The sequence below is a fragment of the Pollutibacter soli genome (assembly GCA_029269725.1).
Lineage (GTDB): Bacteria > Bacteroidota > Bacteroidia > Chitinophagales > Chitinophagaceae > Pollutibacter > Pollutibacter soli.
In genome coordinates, this window is sequence record JARJHS010000011.1 from 183355 (window position 1) to 202859 (window position 19505).

The following is a 19505-nucleotide window of genomic DNA, read 5'->3' on the forward strand; positions in this document are numbered from 1 at the left end:
TTTGCGGTATTTTTGCAGCCCCCGGCAGGCAAAACCGTTTAACCGGGCTGATTTATGCAGCAACCGAAAAGATATCTGATTACTTCCGCCCTTCCCTATGCCAATGGCTATAAACATATCGGACACCTCGCGGGTGCCTACCTACCTGCGGATACTTATGTGCGGTACCTGCGTGCCCAACAGCGCGATGTGGTTTTTGTCTGCGGCAGCGACGAACATGGAACCGCCATACCCATCCAGGCTGCGAAAGAAAACACGACTCCAAGAGCGATCATCGATAAATACCACGAAATCTGTAAAAAGAATTTTGAGGACCTGGGAATATCTTTCGATATCTATCATCGTACTTCCGAGCCGCTGCATCATGAAACATCACAGGAATTTTTCACTTACCTGAACGACAGAAATGAGTTCCAGGTTTTTGAAAGTGAACAGTATTATGACGAAGAAGCCAGAACATTCCTGGCCGACAGATACATCAAAGGCACCTGCCCCAACTGCGGATTCAACCAGGCTTATGGGGATCAATGTGAAAAATGTGGTAAAACCCTAAGCCCTGATGAGCTCATCAATCCAGTAAGTACACTCAGTGGAATGACACCGGTCAAAAGACCCACCAAACATTGGTACCTACCGCTGGATAAGCATGAAGGGTTTCTCAGGAAATGGATCCTGGAAGAACACGGAAACGATTGGAAAGCCAATGTGGTTGGCCAGTGCAAAAGCTGGATCGATGGAGGTTTATTACCCCGGGCAGTAACCCGCGATCTTGATTGGGGAATAAAAGTGCCGCTGACAGATGCAGAAGGCAAAGTGTTGTATGTATGGTTTGATGCCCCTATAGGTTATATCAGTGCAACAAAACAATGGGCAATAAATGCCGGTAAAGACTGGAAACCCTACTGGTATGATAAGGATACCAGCTTGGTTCATTTTATCGGGAAAGACAATATCGTATTTCACAGCATCATATTCCCGGTGATGCTTAACCTGCATGGAAATATCCTTCCTTCGTTTGTTGCCGGAAATGAATTCATGAATCTCGAAGGAGATAAGATGAGTACAAGTCGCAACTGGAAGATCGATATGCAGGATTATATCGATGATTTTGTAAACAAGGATAACGGTGGCGAACAAACGGTGGATATGCTCAGGTACTATCTTACTCAGATTGCACCGGAGTCAAAGGATAGCGAGTTTACCTGGAAAGGTTTCCAGGATGCAGTAAACAATGAACTCGTTTCCGTTTTTGCCAATTTTGTCAACCGCACGATGGTGCTCATGCACAAACTCACCAGCGGAAAAGTACCAAAGCTGCATGAAGATGTGATGGATGATAAAGACCGCAACATGCTGGCCGGATTCATGAAAACAAAGGAAGTTGTTGAAGACTGCATTGAGCATTTCCGTTTTCGTGAAGGGCTGTTCGAGGTGATTGAATTGTCAAGAAAAGGAAACAGGTACATGCAGGAAAAAGAACCCTGGATCCTTGCCAGAAATCTGGAAACAAATCCTGAGAATCAGAAAATAATCGACAACTGCCTGCATGTATGTCTGCAGCTTTCGGCTAACCTTGCGATTTTTATTAATCCATGGCTGCCGTCTACATCTAAAAAGATGCTGCACATGTTTAAAGTGGTGGAGAAAATTCTGTTTTGGGAAAATGCAGGAAAACAGAAATTGTTAAGTCCGGGCTATAGCCTGAGAGAACCTTCATTGCTGTTCCGCAAGGTGGAAGATGATGAGATTAAATACCAGGTTGAAAAATTAAAGTCAAATGCAAAGCCATCGACTGCAGTTGCGGAAGTTCCTGTGGAAGAAATAAAACCTGAAATGAAAGCGGAAATTGTCTACGATGATTTTGCGAAGATTTCACTTTTTACCGGCAAAATTCTTTCTGCAACCAAAGTGAAGAAAGCCGATAAACTTCTTCAGCTGGAAGTGGATCTTGGTTTTGAAAAAAGAACCATTCTATCGGGTATTGCGGAACATTTTGAACCTGACTCGATCATCGGTCAGCAGGTAGTGGTTGTAGCCAATCTTGCTCCGCGAAAAATGAAAGGCATAGAGAGTAATGGAATGATTCTGATGGCTGAGGATAGTGCGGGGAAATTGTATTTTGTACAGCCGGCGCAGGAGATCGCAGCGGGAGCGAAAGTGAGTTAGCCAGGCAGTAGGCAGCGGGCAGCAGACCGGTGCTGACATGCTTTGAAAATAAAATCAGATTTCGAAATCAGGATCGTGAAGTCATATCGATCTTGATTTCACTTCTCCTGTTATTGAATCATCTTGGACAACATTTTGAAGACTTCCACCATGTTAACATTAACAGGTTCAAAATCTGATGTACCAGTCTAGTTAAGCATTACCGACAATTCCAATTGTGAATTTGTTTCGACAAGTGATGAACGGGCAATTGTATAAAATCTTTTTCTTTCGGCGGCGCTGCTTCGTGCTGAACCTTCTGCGATATTAGAACTGATTGAAATCGCTGCCCTCCTTATTTGCGCTTTTAATGAGAAGTTTTCTGAGCAGGCCACTTTTCGCTTGGGAAATAAAGCTGCTTTGCTAATTCCATCGATCTATGCCAAACGAAAAGTTTCCTGTATCCCCAATCCTGCATTCCCTTTATTTTATTGATATGACTTTACTATAAGAAAAAAGCGGCACCAAGGTTCCTTAAACCAGTTTGCATGCTTTTTCCTCGCAGGATTCCGTGAATTTTTCTGCTGCCTGCTGCCTTACCTCTCCCAAAAGTTAAATCTGTAAACCAAATACCTAAATCACTAATCTATTCGTTATCAATCCGATATTTGTGATTACCGCCTGATGAAGCGTATCTTAAAAATTTCCGGAATTATCATTGGCATCCTTCTTTTGCTATTCCTGGGTGCATACATCTGGGTGATTTACAATGCCCAATATCTTTTACGTGAATTCGTACGTTCCGAGTCAAAAGGAAAAATAGAAATCGCGAGTCAGAAAGTAAGGTATTCGTTCCGCAAGCAACAGTTCGAAGTGCTCAATCCCAGGATAAGTTCTGCTCCTTCAGCTGATCAGAGCACTTCCTATGTAATACAATTGAAAAAGATGGTTTTGAATACCGGTTCGCTTCAATCCATCATCTTCCGCAAAACATTTACCATCGATTCACTGGATTGTACACAGCCAGTTGTGGAAGTAATAAAAACAAAACCATCAGAAAATAAAAAGATCTCGTTGCCGGAAGAGATTTCAAAAATTTATAAGTCGATCGAAGAAGTGATCAGCAAAATGGAGATCCGCCATTTCGCCATCAGAAATGGTAGCTTTTCGCTGATAAGACAATACGATCCTGAATCGCCGCCGATACATATTTCCAACATCGATCTTACCATCACTAATTTCGGCGAATCTTCTGGATATGATGCCGGAAAGCGCGTTCTGTTTACCGACAAAATCCTGCTCGAATCACATAACCAGGATATTATTTTCCCTGATGGATTTCATGGTCTCCGCTTCAGCAGGTTCAGATTGAACAGCGAAACCCGTCATATCGAAATTGACAGTTGTTATATCTATGGAAACAAAACAAAAAATTCCACTGCTGATTTCGGAGTATTCGTTGATACTCTACGACTGATCAACACGGATCTGAATGCACTGTCGAGAGCAGATATTATTCGTGTAGACAGTACCGTTTGTCTTAATCCTGAGATTCGTTTCAATCTGGAAGTACAAAATACCGCAGCAGGTTCTGTTTTTTCATCAAAGAAAAGAGAAAAAGATAGTCTCGAAGCTGCTTTTAAAAACCTCTTTGCCAATCTCGATCTGAGGGCGATAAACGTATTAAATGCCGGAATTGATATCAAGGTAAAACGCGGAGAAGGAGTAACGACATACACTTCCAAAAAAAGCAATTTCAACCTGATGGGTTTATTGATCCTGAAGGATCCCGAAGTACCTATCCAGGTCGAAAGATTTGATTTTGCCATCCGCGACTATAAAGGATTTTCCCGGGACAGCGCATATATGATTCGCTTCGATAGTATACAATTACTAAAAAACAGGTTATCACTCAGCAACTTTGCCATTGCACCCAATAGCAGTAATCATAATGCCGATTGGCGTGAAGTAAAAACGAGGGCTTTCCAACTGGAAGATATTACCTGGGCAGAATTGATTTACAACAACAAAGTTTTTGCTGAACGTGCTATCCTGGTAAGACCCGAGGTTGAAATCCACAGCCAGACGCGAAAGAAAAAACAAAGAGGAAGTTTGTACAGGGTCCTTGATGGATTCAAAGACAATTTTGAAATCAACCAACTGATCCTGAGCGATGCAAAAGTGATTATTCAATCCGGAGATGGTACTGTCCTGGAGATGGATCATTTCAATACCGGTATCAAAGCTAATTCTCTTTTAAATGCTGACGATGCGGGTGAACTGATCAACAGTATTGATCGCTTTTCTTTTGAAAACGGTTTTCTGCGGAACAAGGGCAGGGAGTTTCGCCTGTCGGAAGGTATATATAACGGAAAAGATCAGTCGATTTTTTTAAAAGCCGCTACCTACACCGGGAATGAACCAGGAAATGCGATTACCGCTGAACATATTAACCTGAAAAATATCGAACGCAAATCTCCATTCCAATTTACTGCTGATTCAGTATCCTGGCAGAAAGCTGGCATTATCCTGAACTACAGAAAAAAAGAAGAAGATGTTCCATCTGCTCTTGAATCTTTCGTTGCAGAATGGGCTTATACCAACGGAAAGAATACTTCTGTAGACATCAAGGGAGATGCACTGACGATGAAGACATTCCTTTCTGTTGTCACAACGGGAAATGTGAAAATAACTGATGAAGGGATGCCCGAGATAAGGGGCCTTTCCGTAAAAGGTGATCAACTCCGGTTCAACAATGAGTCGATTGCTGTTAATGCAGGTACTTATTTTCTCAATGACAAGCAGGTATCCATACTCGAAAAAGTGCAACTGGATATCAAAGGAAGCCGTCAGAATATTTCAGGATACTTTCCAAAAATACAGGTGGTTTCAGACCTCGCGAGCATACTCGATAAGAAGAACAAAATTGAGCAGTTAATGGTATTTCAACCAACCATTCAAATTCGTGATACGACAACTGTGTCGGATAGTGCTTCCTCCAATGGAAAAATCCCTTTTGCAGATATTGATCAACTGGAACTGATCGATCCAAAAATTATTCTGCCATCCACTTCTGTTTATCGGGATATGAAAATTTCTTCGTTAAAAATGAATGAGGTTAAATCAGATGGCAAGACAATTTCAGCAAAAAAAATAATGGCGAACTCGCCGGGATTACAATTCAGCAATGAACATGCAGAGATAAATTCTCTCGCTGGTAAGCAACAACTTTTTAACCTGAAAGATGTCAGCTATCAAAGAGCCGATGGAAAAACTCCTGCTGCATGGTCAGCCATCATCAACGAAGCTGTACTGCCTGGAATAAATTTTCTTATTAAAACAGATACCGGAAAAAATAAAAATATTGTTGCAACTGACCTGGCTGTCCGAAACCTGTCGATCGGAAACAACCGCCGGATGACATTGCCTAAAATTCTAATTCAGAACCCGGATCTTAATTTCTATGCTTCCAACCTTGATTACACTGATGGAGAAGACCGGATTACAGCACGAGGAATTTTATTCAATAGTACAACGGATTATTTCGAAACAGACAGCATATCGTGGCGACCAGTGATCAGCGCTGATTCCTTTATGCAGATGCAAACGGTGAGAAGAAATTATATCAGTTTCTCTTCCGGAAAAGTCCAGATCGAAAAATTTGATTTTCAAACCAGGGGCAAGGATAGTATTATTCATGGTGGTTTTATGCAGATGCACAATCCAACGCTGTACATCTACAAAGACATGCATCTTCCATTTGAAGCGGGTTTTATCAAACCTCTCGCCACCGGCATGATAAAACAGATACCCTTCCCTGTTAGTGCCGATAGCGTCCGGTTGTACAACGGACTTGTTACCTATGAAGAAATTAATGACAAGACGCATAGGACAGGCATAGTAAGATTTGCCAACACCAATGCGTCATTTTACAATTTTCACAATCTTGAAAGAGAACAGGAAAACGATAGTTTGACTTTCACTGCCAGCTCAAATTTTCTTGATACTGTCAGACTTCATTTGAAGTACAAAGAATCTTATTATGATCCGGTACATGGTTTTAAAATCAATCTTCAGATCGGTCCATTTGGATTACCAGCATTAAATACCATACTTGAACCATTGGCTTCAGCAAGAGTTGACCGCGGCTCATTAGATACACTTCAAATGGTCGTTGTCGGAGACGATGAAGTTGCCCGTGGTAAGATGCAGATGTACTATCGAAACCTTCATGTCAGTTATCTGAACAAAAAAGACAACTCAAGGAAAACTGTAATTACGCGTTTGATCAACTTTGCTGCAAATAATATTTTGCTTCGCGGAAAAAATATGAGAAAAACGGGAACCGTTTATTGGGATCGCATTCGCGATAAAAGCATCTTCAATTACTGGATGAAAATCGTAATCAGCGGAGCATTGAATAGTGTTGGTATCGAAGGCGTCAATAAACAAGACAGGAAAAATCACCGGGAAGTAAAGAAAATGAATTTCTGAAATAGCTGGGAGGCAGGAGTAAGGAGGCGGGAGGAAAAACAGCCGGGAGTCTGGAGTTGGTTAACATGCCAGACTCATACCTGCAGTGACTATGACTCTCGTAACACAATTAAAATATCCATCACATTTGTCTGCGTTGGACCTGTCATCAGCAGTCCTCCATATTTCTTAAAAAAATTATACGCATCATTATTGTCGAGCCAGGGCTGAGGATCAACTTCATATTTTTTCAATGCATTGATCAATTCAGTATCAGCGAAAGCGCCACCTGCGTCGGTTGGGCCGTCTGTACCATCTGTTGATCCGGCAAGCAGCAACCAGTTCTTTTGAAGAGCTGCCTGATTTTTCATCGCATATGCAATTGACGACAATGCCATCTGTTGATTACGACCACCTTTTCCACTGCCCTTCACCGTTACTGTTGTTTCTCCTCCCGCTATAACACAAAGAGGAAGAGATCCTTCCCGGGAAAGGCTATCCTCCAGGAAAGCAATCGACTGTTCTGCAGCTTCCCCAGATAATTCCTTATACGATATGACAGTCTGATAGCCTAAAGATTTTGCTTTTTCAGCAGCAGCTTCCACAGCAACCCGGTTGTTCCCAATGATCCTATAATCCGAGTTTACCAAATCTTTGTCTCCAGGCTTCGGAGTTTCTTCAATTCTTCCTTCCACGCCCTCCTGCAATCTTTTTTTTATTGATTGCCCGGCACCATTCCACAACTCATATTTTTTTAGAACTTCAACAGCATCTGCAAAGGTTGAAAGATCAGCAACCGTCGGACCACTTCCAATAATATCAGGTGCGTCACCAGGAACATCGCTGAGCGCAAGACAAACCAATTTTGCCGGTGATACAAGCCTTGCAAGTTGACCTCCTTTTAAAAAGGATAAATGCTTGCGTACTGTATTCAATTCTTTGATATCTGCGCCGCTGTTTAAAAGTTGCTTCGTGAGCAAATCGAATTCCGTCACATCTATACCCGCAGAAAGATCACTCATCAATGCAGATGCACCGCCGCTGAGTAACAATACTACAATATCGGCCGGCCGTGCTTGTTTTGAAATGGATAAGATTGCTTCTGCTCCGCGTCTGCTGTTCTCATCAGGAACGGGGTGACCAGCTTCTATTATCCGGAGTTTTTTTAACGGCAGGCTATGATCATATTTCGTGAGTACGAGGCCATCCCCGATTTTCTCTCCCAAAATTTCCTCAGCAGCAATTGCCATGGCAGCGGCGGCTTTACCCACGCAAAGCAAAAAAATTTGAGTGCCGGGCTCAAGCTTATATTTAAAATCACCGGCAAACAATTCATCGCCTTCCATCCGAAGATTTTTTCGAATCAATCTGTCTGGCTGAACGGCTGCAATAGCAGCTTCATAAATTTCACGGGCCCGTTTACGCATATCACTAAGATAACCATTTCATTATGTGCTGTTAACGTTCAACGTAAAACGTTCAACGTAAAACGTTCAACGTAAAACGTTCAACGTAAAACGTTAAACGCAAAACTTCAGGTTTTTACCATTGTCTGTAATTTATTATCTTCGGTTGAGATAGTTGTTTAGCTAACTATTTTGTGTTTACCACTGAGCTGAAAATCTTGTTATATGAAAAGAACAATAAAAAAGGTTGCTGTATTGGGAAGCGGTGTAATGGGATCCAGGATTGCCTGCCATTTCGCAGGCGTGGGTTTGCAGGTGTTGTTGCTGGACATGGTTCCCAAAGAAGCAGTTGATTCATCAGATAAAAAACTGCGTAATAAACTTGTTGATGATGCACTTGCTGCAGCACTCAAAAGCAATCCATCACCAGTTTATAACAAAGATGTTCCCAAAAAAATAAGCACTGGAAATTTTACTGACGACATGTCTAAAATTTCCAATTGCGACTGGGTGATTGAAGTTGTAGTTGAGCGATTGGATATCAAACAACAGATTTTTGAGCAGGTTGAAAAACATCGAAAGCCGGGAACACTGATTACTTCGAATACTTCGGGTATCCCTATCCGCCTGATGGCTGAAGGCAGAAGCGATGATTTTAAAAAACATTTCTGCGGAACACACTTCTTCAATCCACCGAGATATTTAAGATTACTTGAAATTATCCCCACTCCGAATACCGATCCTGGCATTGTTGAATTTCTGATGCATTATGGCGATCTCTATCTTGGAAAAACAACGGTGCTTTGTAAGGATACACCGGCGTTTATCGCAAACAGGATCGGGGTATTTGGCATCATGTCCATTTTTAAACTGATGGATAAGATGGGATTGAATATCGATGAGATCGAATCGCTCACAGGTCCCATCATTGGAAGGCCAAAATCCGCCACCTTCAGAACTGCAGATGTTGTAGGCATCGACACACTGGTGAAAGTGGCCAGGGGTGTCTACGAAAATTGTCCTGCAGATGAAACGCGTGACAATTTCCAGATCCCGGAATGGCTGCAGAAAATGGTCGATAATAATTGGCTGGGCGACAAAACGGGCCAGGGATTTTTCAAAAAGACGAAAGGAGCTTCAGGTGAAAAGGAAATACTTACACTTGATCTGAAAACGATGGAGTATGGCCCGAGAAAAAAGCCAAAGTTTCCGTCTGTAGATGCTGCCAAACCAATCGAAGATCTGAAACAAAGATTGAAAGCTTTGTGTACAGGCATGGATAAAGCCGGAGATTTTTACCGGCAGTTTCACTATGGATTGTTCTCGTATGTTTCCAATCGTATTCCCGAGATAACTGATGAACCCTATCGCGTTGATGATGCGATGATGGCTGGTTTCGGCTGGGAAATCGGTGCCTTTGAAAGCTGGGATACGCTGGGTGTTGTTAAGACTGTTGAGAACATGAAGAAAAACGGCTATCCAGTTGCTGCGTGGGTGGACGATATGATTTCAAAAGGCCATCACCAGTTTTACAAAGTTGCCGACGGCAAAAAACTCTGTTACTCACCGGTAACAAAAGAATACATCAGTACTGTTGCACCTGGCCAGGAGTCTGCATTCATCGTGATGAAGCAATTTGAAAATGAAACCGTTTGGAAGAACAGTGCGTGTCGCGCTTATCATTTGGGTGATGATGTTATCGGCCTGGAATGGTATACAAAAATGGGAAGCATCGGCGGAGAAGTACTTGAAGGAATTCAAAAAAGTATTTCTCTGGCAGAAGAAAAATATAAAGGACTTGTAATTGCGAATGAAGGCGCTAATTTTTCTGCAGGTGCTAATGTGGGAATGATATTCATGCTTGCCGTTGAGGAAGAATATGACGAGCTGGACATGGGTATCAGAATGTTCCAGAATACTATGATGCGGGCCAGATATTCTTCTGTTCCCGTGGTAGTTGCGCCTCACGCGCTTTCATTGGGAGGAGCATGCGAATTAAGTTTGCATGCAGATAAAGTTTGTCCGGCTACCGAAACTTATATCGGTCTGGTAGAGCTGGGTGTTGGTCTTATTCCAGGCGGCGGGGGTACTAAAGAATTTGTGTTGCGTGCATCTGACGAAATGCATGAGGATGAACCAGAAACGATCACGCTTAAAAACAGATTTCTGACGATTGCAACTGCAAAGGTGGCAACTTCTGCACAGGAAGGTTTTGATCTTGGTTTTCTCAGAAAAGGCCATGACGAAATCATTCTGAACCCTGCGCGCAGAATCAGTGAAGCAAAACAATCCGTACTTGAACTATTCCATAGCGGTTATACGACACCGGTACAGAGGAGTGATATTAAAGTATTGGGCCGATCAGGCCTCGGAGCTTTGCTTGCAGGAATCAATGGTATGTGGCGCGCAGGCTATGCAACAGATCATGACGCACTCGTTGCACGCAAACTCGCATACGTTATGTGCGGGGGAGATCTCAGCGAACCAACTACTGTCAGCGAGCAATATCTGCTCGACCTGGAAAGAGAGGCTTTTCTTAGTCTCTGTGGTGAAAGAAAAACACTGGAAAGAATACAGGGCGTGTTAAAGACAGGGAAACCTATCAGGAACTAGTTTAAAGTTGAACGTCAAACGCCGAAATCTGATAACTCCGAAAGCTGAAAATTGCTAATTGTATGCGCGGGCCCAAGACTCCTAGGCCCGCGTTTTGCATTTAACTTTAAACGTTGGAGCCCTAAAACTTCCTGCCTTTGGGCATCGCGCAAAAATTGATCGTCTTTTTATAGCTGATCAAATCTGTGCTGTCGCGAATCTCAGCCGATGATGTATTGACATCAAAATCTTTAAAGTAAAAAAGATCATATCCTAATTTGCTAATGCAATTGAATAGATCTGTTTTATCCTCAGCAGAACTTTTACCATAACTTTCTGCAACAATAACAGGTTTGTATTTTTCAATCAGATCCGGGATCGATTTGATGATCTCCTTATCGTAACCTTCTGTATCAATTTTAATAAATGAAAGTTTGTCGATCTGGGCAGGATAATTTTCCTCAAGAAATTTTTTCAGATTGATGCCCTTGATTTTTTCGGGGTAGGTAAATTTAAACCTGCCGGCTTCTTTGGTAGGTGAAATAGCACCATTACCAAATGAGGCTTCTTCAGAAACATAATAAAACTCTTCTTCGTTTACAGAAATAGCATATGGCAGGGGAACAATATTGTGCTTTGTTTCGTTCAGCTTTGCATTAATTTTCAGGATCTTAAATACAAATGGATTCGGATCGAACCCCAATGTAGTTCCCGATTTTCCGGCGGCGAGCGCCATTGGAACGGTGGTGTCTCCGATATTTGCCCCGATATCCACCACCAGATCACCTGGTTGTATAAACTTTCCGAAAAAATCCACCATCCCCTGGGTAATCACGATTTGTTCAACCAGCGGATTTTTCCAATTAGCAAACTCTATTTCTCCATCTTTTAAACGGAAACGATCAATCCTGGGTTCGTATTCCTGTACTACCCGACGAGCTTTTTTACGCTCAAATGATTTCTGGAAGTAATTAAGAACGCTCTTGAACATGGTTAGCTTTAAGCTTATTTTAAGGTTACGTCGGTGAATCTATACATATTGAATTTAATTACAAAATCCTTTGAAAGCTTTGGTGTTAGAAGCATAAGGGCATTTTTAAATATCTTTGAAGCGATAATGTTACCTGGATGAAAGACCTTTTTTCCACCCGCTCTGATCTGTACGCAAAATTCCGACCTACTTACCCGGAGGCCTTGTTTCATTTCCTCGCATCAAAAGCAAATGCGGTTGGAAGATTATGGGATTGCGCCACCGGAAACGGACAGGTTGCCGGACCGATGTCATTAGTTTTCGCAGAGGTTTACGCAACCGACATTTCTTCGAGCCAGATTTCAAATGCCGTTCAGGCTCCCAATATTTTCTACTCCATTCAGCCTGCAGAAAAGGTTGATTTCCCGGGAGATTATTTTGATATGATCACGGTTTCGCAGGCAATACACTGGTTTAATTTTGACGCATTTTACCATGAAGTTGCCCGCACACTTAAGCCCGGTGGAGTATTTGCAGCTATCGGTTATGGAATGTTTAATGTAATGGACGATGAAAAAACGGACCGGGAAACACAAGCTTTTTATCATGATGTAACCGGACCCTACTGGGATTCTGAAAGAAAATATGTCGATGGTCATTACCAAAACATCCCTTTTCCTTTTTTGGAATTGGAAACACCTGAATTCAGCATCGATAAAAAATGGACCCGTGCAGATCTGTTGGGTTATCTATCTACCTGGTCCGCTGTAAAAAATTACATCAGAATCAATAAGAAGGATCCGATTGTTGATCTTGAAGCACAGCTTCTACGCAGCTGGCCCGCGGATCAGGAAAAACAAATTCGTTTTCCCGTTTTTATGCGCATGGGAAAATTGCGGGACAAATCATTGTAATCTAATGCTGGTTTAATTGATAATGTTGTATTTTCTGATCTCATAGTCAGCTCAACAACATGAATGATATGGAAAGATCGGGGATCAGACAGGAACCCGTTGACAAATGGATTCTGAAGCCCGTCAGAAAATTTATCAGCAACAGCAGCACGAGCGGAATTTTGCTTTTCTCGTCTGCTCTCCTTGCAATTATATTAACCAACTCTCCCTGGGGAACACAGTTTCAGCATATATGGGAACACGAATTTTATGTTGGCTATAATCAGTACATGATTAAGAAGAGTCTGCATCATTGGATCAATGATGGGTTGATGGCTGTTTTCTTTTTCGTCGTTGGACTTGAATTGAAAAGAGAGATTATAGCCGGGGAACTAAATGAGCCACGGAAAGCGATACTGCCTCTTGCCGGAGCCATTGGCGGCATGGTGATTCCTGCTTTGATTTATGCAATGTTCAACCTGAAAGGTGAAGCTGCTGGTGGATGGGGTATACCAATGGCTACTGATATTGCTTTTGCACTCGGTATACTTTACCTGCTGGGCGACAGAGTGCCCGTATCGTTAAAAATTTTTCTGACAGCATTGGCGATCGCAGATGATCTCGGAGCAGTACTTGTGATCGCCTTCTTCTATACTTCTGAGATAGATGTAGACAGTCTGCTCAGTGCAGGAGCGTTGCTACTGTTACTTGTTATCAGCAACCGGATGGGTGTTCGCAGTACTTTGTATTATGCGATTATTGGCATCGGTGGTGTTTGGCTTTTCTTTCTGATGTCTGGTGTGCATGCCACGATTGCTGCTGTTCTTGCTGCATTTACAATTCCTGCAAATACTAAAATTTCCGGGGAGGGTTTTGTTTTGCAGGTAGAGGGACTTGTGGAAGATTTTAAGAAAGCTAAAACAAATAATAAGCCAACGGTGACACACGAGCAGTTGCATGTCCTCGCGAATATTCGCGATGTGTCAAAACTGGCGCTGACACCTCTTCAAAGGCTCGAACATGCGATGCATCCATTTGTGGCTTACCTGGTGCTGCCCGTGTTTGCATTGAGTAATGCCGGAATGAAACTGGACGCCGGCCTGGGAGATATGCTCCTGAGCCCGGTAGTGATGGGCATATTCTTTGGGCTGTTGCTCGGTAAACTGATTGGAGTAGCAGGTATTATTCAGATACTTATCTCACTAAGAGTCGCACAGCTGCCTAAAGGAATGACAGGCAGGCATCTCGTTGGCGTCGGATTACTCGCAGGGATCGGTTTTACAATGTCGCTCTTTGTAACAGATCTCGCATTTGATGATGAATTCCTTATAAGCCAGGCTAAACTGGGAATACTCGCAGCATCCCTTGTGGCCAGTTTCGCAGGATATTTTGTAATAAAATGGGCATCTAAACGTCCTGGCATAAAAGAGGAGAAATGATAAAAGCGCTGGTTTTTGGGGCAACCGGCCACCTGGGCAGCGAAATGGTGGCGGCATTGAAATCGAAGAATTTTTTCACGACAGCGGTAGTCAGAAGCAGACCTGATAATTCTTTTCCTGAAAATGATGTTGATGATTTCAGAATAAGCCCTTTATCCTCATCGGATGATTTTAAAGGCATTTGTGCGGGGTATGATCTGGTTATTTCAGCCCTTGGAAAATCAGTATCTCCTTTTGATCGGTCAAAACGAAGTTTTCGCCAGGTAGACCTGGAAATCAATAAAAAAATTCTCGAAGATGCGCTCCAAAACAAAGTGAAAAAATTCGTGTATGTGTCAGCGTTGGATGCAGAAAAATATCCGGATTTGGAGTATTTCGCTGTACACCAGGAAATGGCAAACCTGGTCGCACTATCGGGGATTGATTACACCATTGTGAAACCACCAGCACTCTTCAGCGCATTCATCGACCTGATGAAAATGGCTGCAAAAGGGCAACTGGTCAATATGGGAAAAGGTGAAATGAAAACAAATCCAATCTCAGAAAGAGACCTGGCAAGGATAGTCGTTGATTCACTGGCTGAGAAAAACTATGTCCTCGCTGCCGGTGGGCCGGAAGTGCTTACGCGAAAAAGGATCAACGAAATCATCCAGGAAAATATCAATCCTGCAAAAAAAATACGAACGGTTCCTATGGGCCTCGTAAGATCAATGCTGCCGTTGATAAAAATATTTGACCGGAATAGTTTCGATAAAATCGCCTTCTTTACAGAGGTGATGATGCACGACACGATTGCACCTATTGCCGGCAGTGAAACTCTGCAGCAATATGTCAACAGAAAAAAGCATCTTCCGTGATTAAATCTGTTAACAGTTTTCAGGATTATTGTAATAGCTTTCCTGAAGTTCTGTCCGGAGTTTTCAGCCGATCCATTTTTTATAAAAGAAAATCATCTCATGGCAATATTGCAGATCAGGGAGGTATCGAAATCCTATGGCCGCATCCAGGCTTTGAATAAAGTCAGCATCGAGGTTCCGGAAGGTTCGGTATTCGGCATTTTAGGACCTAACGGTAGCGGTAAAACGACATTACTCAGTATTATTCTTGATGTACTGGCTGCCGATAGCGGCAGTTATAATTGGTTTGGAGAAGGGAGTTCTCCGGATATCCGTAAGAAGATTGGTTCATTACTGGAGACGCCAAATTTTTATCACTACCTCTCCGCGGTGAACAATCTTAAGATAACTCATGAGATCAGTGGCCGCGGTGATGCAGGACCTGCAATTGATTCTGTATTAAAACAGGTTAAGCTCTTTGAAAGAAGAAATACAAAATTCAGTACATACAGTCTCGGAATGAAACAAAGACTGGCCATCGCAGCAGCATTGCTCGGAGGTCCGAAGGTTCTTGTACTTGACGAACCCACCAACGGACTTGATCCCGTAGGCATCATCGAGATCCGGCAGCTGATCACGGCATTGCGTAACCAGGGTCATACGATCATCATTGCGAGCCATTTGCTGGACGAAGTAGAAAAGATCTGTACACATGTCGCCATACTTAAAAAAGGAGTGCTTGTCACTACCGGAAATGTCGATGAAGTATTGATCGATGAAGATGCGGTCGAACTCTCTGCTGCAGACAATTCGCGATTGTTTGAATTGCTCAGGGAATTTGCCGGGATTAAAAATCTGAGTAAAGAAAACGCATTTGTATACGCGACGTTCCAGAAAGGTGGAGTCAATCTCGAAGAAGTAAACCGCTTTTGTTTCAATAATGGAATTATACTGAATCACCTGTTGCTTAAAAAACAAAAACTGGAAACCAGGTTTTTTGAGCTCACTGCCGACGTACACGAAAATCCACTTTAACAACAGAACATCAACAGCGCAATTACAGCATGAACAATATCATAAAAACAGAGTGGCTTAAAATCAAGAGTTATCGTGCGTTCTGGTGGGTGATCGGAATAACGGCACTTTCTTACCCGGGCATCAATTATATTTTCTACACTGGCTATCTTGAATTAACAAAGAACAAAGACGCTAAAGGGCAACTGGCTAAAGCATTGATCGGCAACCCTTTTGCATTTCCGGAAGTATTTCATACTGCTGCTTATTTCAGCTCTTTTTTTGTTTTCATTCCCGGTATTGTAGTAATCATGCTGATCACCAATGAATATAATTTTAAAACTCACCGGCAGAATATAATCGACGGATGGAGCAGAAAGCAGTTTCTTACCGGAAAACTTTTTGATGTCGCCTTCATTACAGTTCTGATAAGCGTAATATTTTTTATTGTTGCAATGGCCATCGGCCTGAATAATACGCCTGCTGATGTAACTGATAAATTTTCACAGGTAAAGTATGTGGGTTTATTTGGGCTGCAAACTTTCTCACAGCTATCTATTGCATTCCTTATCGGATTTATTATCCGCAGATCATTCATTGCATTGAGTGTTTTCGTTTTTTATTTTTTGATCCTGGAAAATATCGCCGAAAAAATCCTTCGTTTTAAAGCAAATGATATTGGCCGTTTTTTTCCGCTGGAGATATCCGACCGAATGATTCCTATCGTCGCATTCCTGGGAAAATTTGATGAGAAAGGATACCAGAAAGCGGTTGATGCGATAGGGATGCACGTGATACTTACACTGATCGTGACTGCAATCGTGTGGCTCGTTTGCTATACCATCAATAAAAGGAGAGATTTATGAGGTTGCTGCTTTTAATTTTGATTTGCATTGGAAATTCTGCGGTTGCACAACCACTTTCGACAGTAATAAAAACCCAGGCTATTGAAATGGGAAAGGCACTCGTGAATAATGATATGACTGCCTTCAAAAAGTTCATGTATCCGAAACTGGTGCAGATGGAAGGAGGTGAAAAAAAACTTAGCCTGCTTGCTGACTCAGCCCTGTTAATGTTTAAGAGTATGGGTGGTACCGTCAATAAAATAATATTCGGAAATCCTGCAGATATCATCACGAACGAAAAACAATTACAAACAACCTTATCGCAAACCATTTACCTGGCAACAGTATTTGCAGATATCGAATATGAAACCACGCTCCTTGCTTTGTCAAAAGATGGAGGCAAAAACTGGTATTTTATCGACACTTCGTTGTTCAGGGAAAATGACCTTCGTACCAAACTTCCTGAGATCAGCACCAACCTGGTGATCCCAAAATCTGCAAAGCCGAAAATCATTCCAAAATCGAAACCCGCCAGTTAAGGCAGAGCTGACAGGTTTTGGAAACCTGTCAGCTCTTTACGTCAGGTATCTATATTATGTTTAGATTTCAGATTGAACTCAAAATTTAAATATGATAAGGTTATTACTTGTTATTTTTTTAATATCGGTTGTTTCCGCTTATGCTTATACACAGGAGTCAATCCGCGGTATCAGCGTCACTGATTTAACGTTAATTAAAACTGCAGGCAATATTGACATCGCGAAAAATGGTACAATCGCAGTATTCACTGTACAGAACATTGAACCGGATGCAGACAAATGGGAATACAAATATGTAACTCAGATATGGGCTACCGATCCTGCCGGTAATAATCCACGTCAACTGACATCGGCTAAAGAAGGTGCATCGCAGCCAAGCCTTAGTCCTGATGGTAAAAGACTCGCTTTTGTAAGAACTATAAACGCTAAGCCACAAATTTTTATACTGAATATGAATGGCGGCGAAGCAATTCAGCTGACCAAAATTAAATATGGAGCATCAAATCCCCAGTGGACAACAAACGGAGAACAGATTATTTTTTCATCCACCGCGACGCTCACTGATATATTATCTGATTCACTGCTCAATCCATCGAAAGAAACACCGAAATGGGATTATGAAAAACCAGGATTTAACCCGAACAGTAATTTTCGGACCGGCCAGGTGGCTGCTGATCCTGATGGCACCATAGACGCTATCCGGAATTACCTCGCAATAAACGAAAAAGATAATAAGGCAAAGGTGATCGACCGGGTAAAGTTCCAGGAAGAATCAACTACCTCATCCGGAATAAATTTCAACCAGGTTTTTATAATCCCTGCGAGTGGTGGCAATCCAAAAACCGTATGTAATGGATTCAGATCTTTCACAAATCCGGTTTTTGTAAACGACACACTGATGTTTTTCAATACTGTTCCAAATCCTCAATTGCATCCAGACCGCCAGGAAGAGATGGCACTGTTCAGTATAAATCCGAAAACGGGAGTTGAGAAAAAATTATTCGGTAAAGATAGTTTTGCATACAGGATCATGGGCGTTTCACCATCGGGTAAATGGCTTGCTTACGCTATTGACGGCACTAAGGAAATTCGCATTCCAGTGGTTAAAGTTGTTTCCATCGATGGAAAGTCAAATAAGGCTATCGACATAAATACAGACAGAAATATTTCAGGTATCAAATGGAATGCTGATGAGAATTTCATCTATTACACATTACAGACTAATGGAGCAGTACAATTGAGTCGTTTTAATGTGAATACAGGTAAATCCGAAAAGCTTACTGATGATATCAGTGGCATCACCAGCTTTGACATCAATGGAAACTCAATTTTATTTGCGAAAACATCCGTTGCAAACCCTTCAGAAATTTTTATTGCTGATGCGCTTGTAAAAAACAGTAAACAGATTACTTCATTAAACAGCAACTGGCTCAAAAACAGGAAACTGAGTTTTCCGGAAAAGCACAGTTTTGTAAATGAGAAAGGAATGAGTGTGGAGTATTGGGTGATGAAGCCAATTGATTTTAAACCCGGAAATAAATATCCTTTACTACTGGAAATTCACGGAGGTCCAACGGCGATGTGGGGACCAGGAGAAAGTTCCATGTGGCATGAGTACCAGTATTTCTGTTCAAAAGGTTTTGGTGTGGTATACAGCAACCCCCGGGGATCATCAGGATATGGTGAACAATTTCTTCGTGGCAATCTGAGCGATTGGGGTGCAGGACCGGCATCTGATGTACTGACAGCTTTGGATAAAACGGTTGCAGAAAATTGGGCAGATACATCGAAATTGTTCGTTACGGGTGGCTCTTATGCAGGTTATCTTGTTACATGGATCCTGGGTCATGATAAACGTTTCAAAGCTGCCTGTTCACAAAGAGGTGTTTATGAACTGGGAACATTTTTCGGAGAAGGAAATGCATCACGCCTGGTGCCAGGATATTTCGGCGGTTATCCATGGCAGAAAGATGTAAAGGTATTACTGGATAGAGAATCGCCACTGACTTATGTGAACAACATCACAACGCCGCTGATTATTTTCCATGGTGAAAATGATTTGCGCACCGGGGTTATCCAGAGTGAGATGCTGTATAAAAGTCTGAAAACGCTGGCCAGACCAGTGGAATATGTGCGTCATCCGGGAGCAACACATGAGATTACACGCAGTGGAAATAACCGGCAGCGTATTGACCAGATGTTGAGGACCTATGAGTTTTTTTTGAGGTACCTGTAGAGTTGAAGGTTGTAAGTGATCATTAGCGTTGCGTTATTGAAGATAATAGTTCTTTGAAATTGTTGCCTGTATTGGATTTGAAGAGAATGTGGTGTGGAAACGATTTGAAAATGATGT

General features: G+C 42.1%; 13 protein-coding genes. 10 read left to right on the top strand and 3 right to left on the bottom strand.

Going from position 1 to position 19505, the window contains the following annotated elements:
- Nucleotides 1–54 precede the first annotated feature (54 nt).
- Nucleotides 55–2166, top strand: coding sequence for a methionine--tRNA ligase (gene metG / locus P2W82_RS22070; protein WP_336518121.1), 2112 nt, complete (start codon nt 55–57; stop codon nt 2164–2166).
- A 188-nt stretch (nt 2167–2354) separates the two neighbouring features.
- Here the strand turns inward: metG and P2W82_RS24845 are convergent, their stop codons facing one another.
- The gene (locus P2W82_RS24845) at nt 2355–2540 is read right to left on the bottom strand and encodes a four helix bundle protein (protein ID WP_419555729.1); all 186 of its coding nucleotides are present in this window, start codon (nt 2538–2540) and stop codon (nt 2355–2357) included.
- Nucleotides 2541–2829: 289 nt separating this feature from the next.
- Between P2W82_RS24845 and P2W82_RS22075 the strand changes: the two genes are divergently transcribed.
- A complete protein-coding gene (locus P2W82_RS22075) occupies nt 2830–6639 on the top strand; it encodes a hypothetical protein (protein ID WP_336518122.1) in 3810 nt (1269 codons plus the stop codon).
- Nucleotides 6640–6728: 89 nt separating this feature from the next.
- On the opposite strand, the gene P2W82_RS22080 is transcribed toward P2W82_RS22075, so the two are convergent.
- A complete protein-coding gene (locus P2W82_RS22080) occupies nt 6729–8045 on the bottom strand; it encodes a glycerate kinase type-2 family protein (protein ID WP_336518123.1) in 1317 nt (438 codons plus the stop codon).
- 204 nt (nt 8046–8249) lie between these two features.
- Between P2W82_RS22080 and P2W82_RS22085 the strand changes: the two genes are divergently transcribed.
- Nucleotides 8250–10637, top strand: coding sequence for a 3-hydroxyacyl-CoA dehydrogenase/enoyl-CoA hydratase family protein (locus P2W82_RS22085; RefSeq protein WP_336518124.1), 2388 nt, complete (start codon nt 8250–8252; stop codon nt 10635–10637).
- A gap of 121 nt (nt 10638–10758) precedes the next feature.
- On the opposite strand, the gene P2W82_RS22090 is transcribed toward P2W82_RS22085, so the two are convergent.
- Nucleotides 10759–11607 (bottom strand): FkbM family methyltransferase, encoded by an 849-nt coding sequence (locus P2W82_RS22090; RefSeq protein WP_336518125.1) that lies wholly within the window; start codon nt 11605–11607, stop codon nt 10759–10761.
- 137 nt (nt 11608–11744) lie between these two features.
- On the opposite strand from P2W82_RS22090, the gene P2W82_RS22095 reads away from it, so the two are divergent.
- From P2W82_RS22095 to P2W82_RS22125, 7 genes are all read left to right on the top strand, one after another.
- Entirely contained in the window at nt 11745–12500 is a 756-nt protein-coding gene (locus tag P2W82_RS22095) for a class I SAM-dependent methyltransferase (protein WP_336518126.1), read from the top strand.
- Between the two features lie 68 nt (nt 12501–12568).
- Entirely contained in the window at nt 12569–13918 is a 1350-nt protein-coding gene (gene nhaA / locus P2W82_RS22100) for a Na+/H+ antiporter NhaA (RefSeq protein ID WP_336518127.1), read from the top strand.
- The gene (locus P2W82_RS22105) at nt 13915–14775 is read left to right on the top strand and encodes an SDR family oxidoreductase (RefSeq protein ID WP_336518128.1); all 861 of its coding nucleotides are present in this window, start codon (nt 13915–13917) and stop codon (nt 14773–14775) included. The genes nhaA and P2W82_RS22105 overlap by 4 nt, the downstream gene beginning before the upstream one ends.
- 99 nt (nt 14776–14874) lie before the next feature.
- Nucleotides 14875–15789 (top strand): ABC transporter ATP-binding protein, encoded by a 915-nt coding sequence (locus tag P2W82_RS22110; protein WP_336518129.1) that lies wholly within the window; start codon nt 14875–14877, stop codon nt 15787–15789.
- A 29-nt stretch (nt 15790–15818) separates the two neighbouring features.
- Nucleotides 15819–16634, top strand: coding sequence for an ABC transporter permease (locus P2W82_RS22115; protein ID WP_336518130.1), 816 nt, complete (start codon nt 15819–15821; stop codon nt 16632–16634).
- The gene (locus P2W82_RS22120) at nt 16631–17152 is read left to right on the top strand and encodes a hypothetical protein (RefSeq protein WP_336518131.1); all 522 of its coding nucleotides are present in this window, start codon (nt 16631–16633) and stop codon (nt 17150–17152) included. Before P2W82_RS22115 ends, P2W82_RS22120 begins: the two co-directional genes overlap by 4 nt.
- A gap of 91 nt (nt 17153–17243) precedes the next feature.
- Nucleotides 17244–19388 carry a S9 family peptidase gene (locus P2W82_RS22125; protein ID WP_336518132.1) on the top strand — a complete coding sequence of 715 codons (2145 nt, stop codon included), beginning with the start codon at nt 17244–17246 and terminating at the stop codon, nt 19386–19388.
- Nucleotides 19389–19505 lie beyond the last annotated feature (117 nt).

Bases quoted from the DNA above. Each gene is read 5' to 3' on its own strand.
- metG (WP_336518121.1), top strand. From the start codon at position 55: ATGCAGCAACCGAAAAGATATCTGATTACTTCCGCCCTTCCCTATGCC.
- P2W82_RS22075 (WP_336518122.1), top strand. From the start codon at position 2,830: ATGAAGCGTATCTTAAAAATTTCCGGAATTATCATTGGCATCCTTCTT.
- P2W82_RS22080 (WP_336518123.1), bottom strand. From the start codon at position 8,045: ATGCGTAAACGGGCCCGTGAAATTTATGAAGCTGCTATTGCAGCCGTT.
- P2W82_RS22085 (WP_336518124.1), top strand. From the start codon at position 8,250: ATGAAAAGAACAATAAAAAAGGTTGCTGTATTGGGAAGCGGTGTAATG.
- P2W82_RS22090 (WP_336518125.1), bottom strand. From the start codon at position 11,607: ATGTTCAAGAGCGTTCTTAATTACTTCCAGAAATCATTTGAGCGTAAA.
- P2W82_RS22095 (WP_336518126.1), top strand. From the start codon at position 11,745: ATGAAAGACCTTTTTTCCACCCGCTCTGATCTGTACGCAAAATTCCGA.
- nhaA (WP_336518127.1), top strand. From the start codon at position 12,569: ATGGAAAGATCGGGGATCAGACAGGAACCCGTTGACAAATGGATTCTG.
- P2W82_RS22105 (WP_336518128.1), top strand. From the start codon at position 13,915: ATGATAAAAGCGCTGGTTTTTGGGGCAACCGGCCACCTGGGCAGCGAA.
- P2W82_RS22110 (WP_336518129.1), top strand. From the start codon at position 14,875: ATGGCAATATTGCAGATCAGGGAGGTATCGAAATCCTATGGCCGCATC.
- P2W82_RS22115 (WP_336518130.1), top strand. From the start codon at position 15,819: ATGAACAATATCATAAAAACAGAGTGGCTTAAAATCAAGAGTTATCGT.
- P2W82_RS22120 (WP_336518131.1), top strand. From the start codon at position 16,631: ATGAGGTTGCTGCTTTTAATTTTGATTTGCATTGGAAATTCTGCGGTT.
- P2W82_RS22125 (WP_336518132.1), top strand. From the start codon at position 17,244: ATGATAAGGTTATTACTTGTTATTTTTTTAATATCGGTTGTTTCCGCT.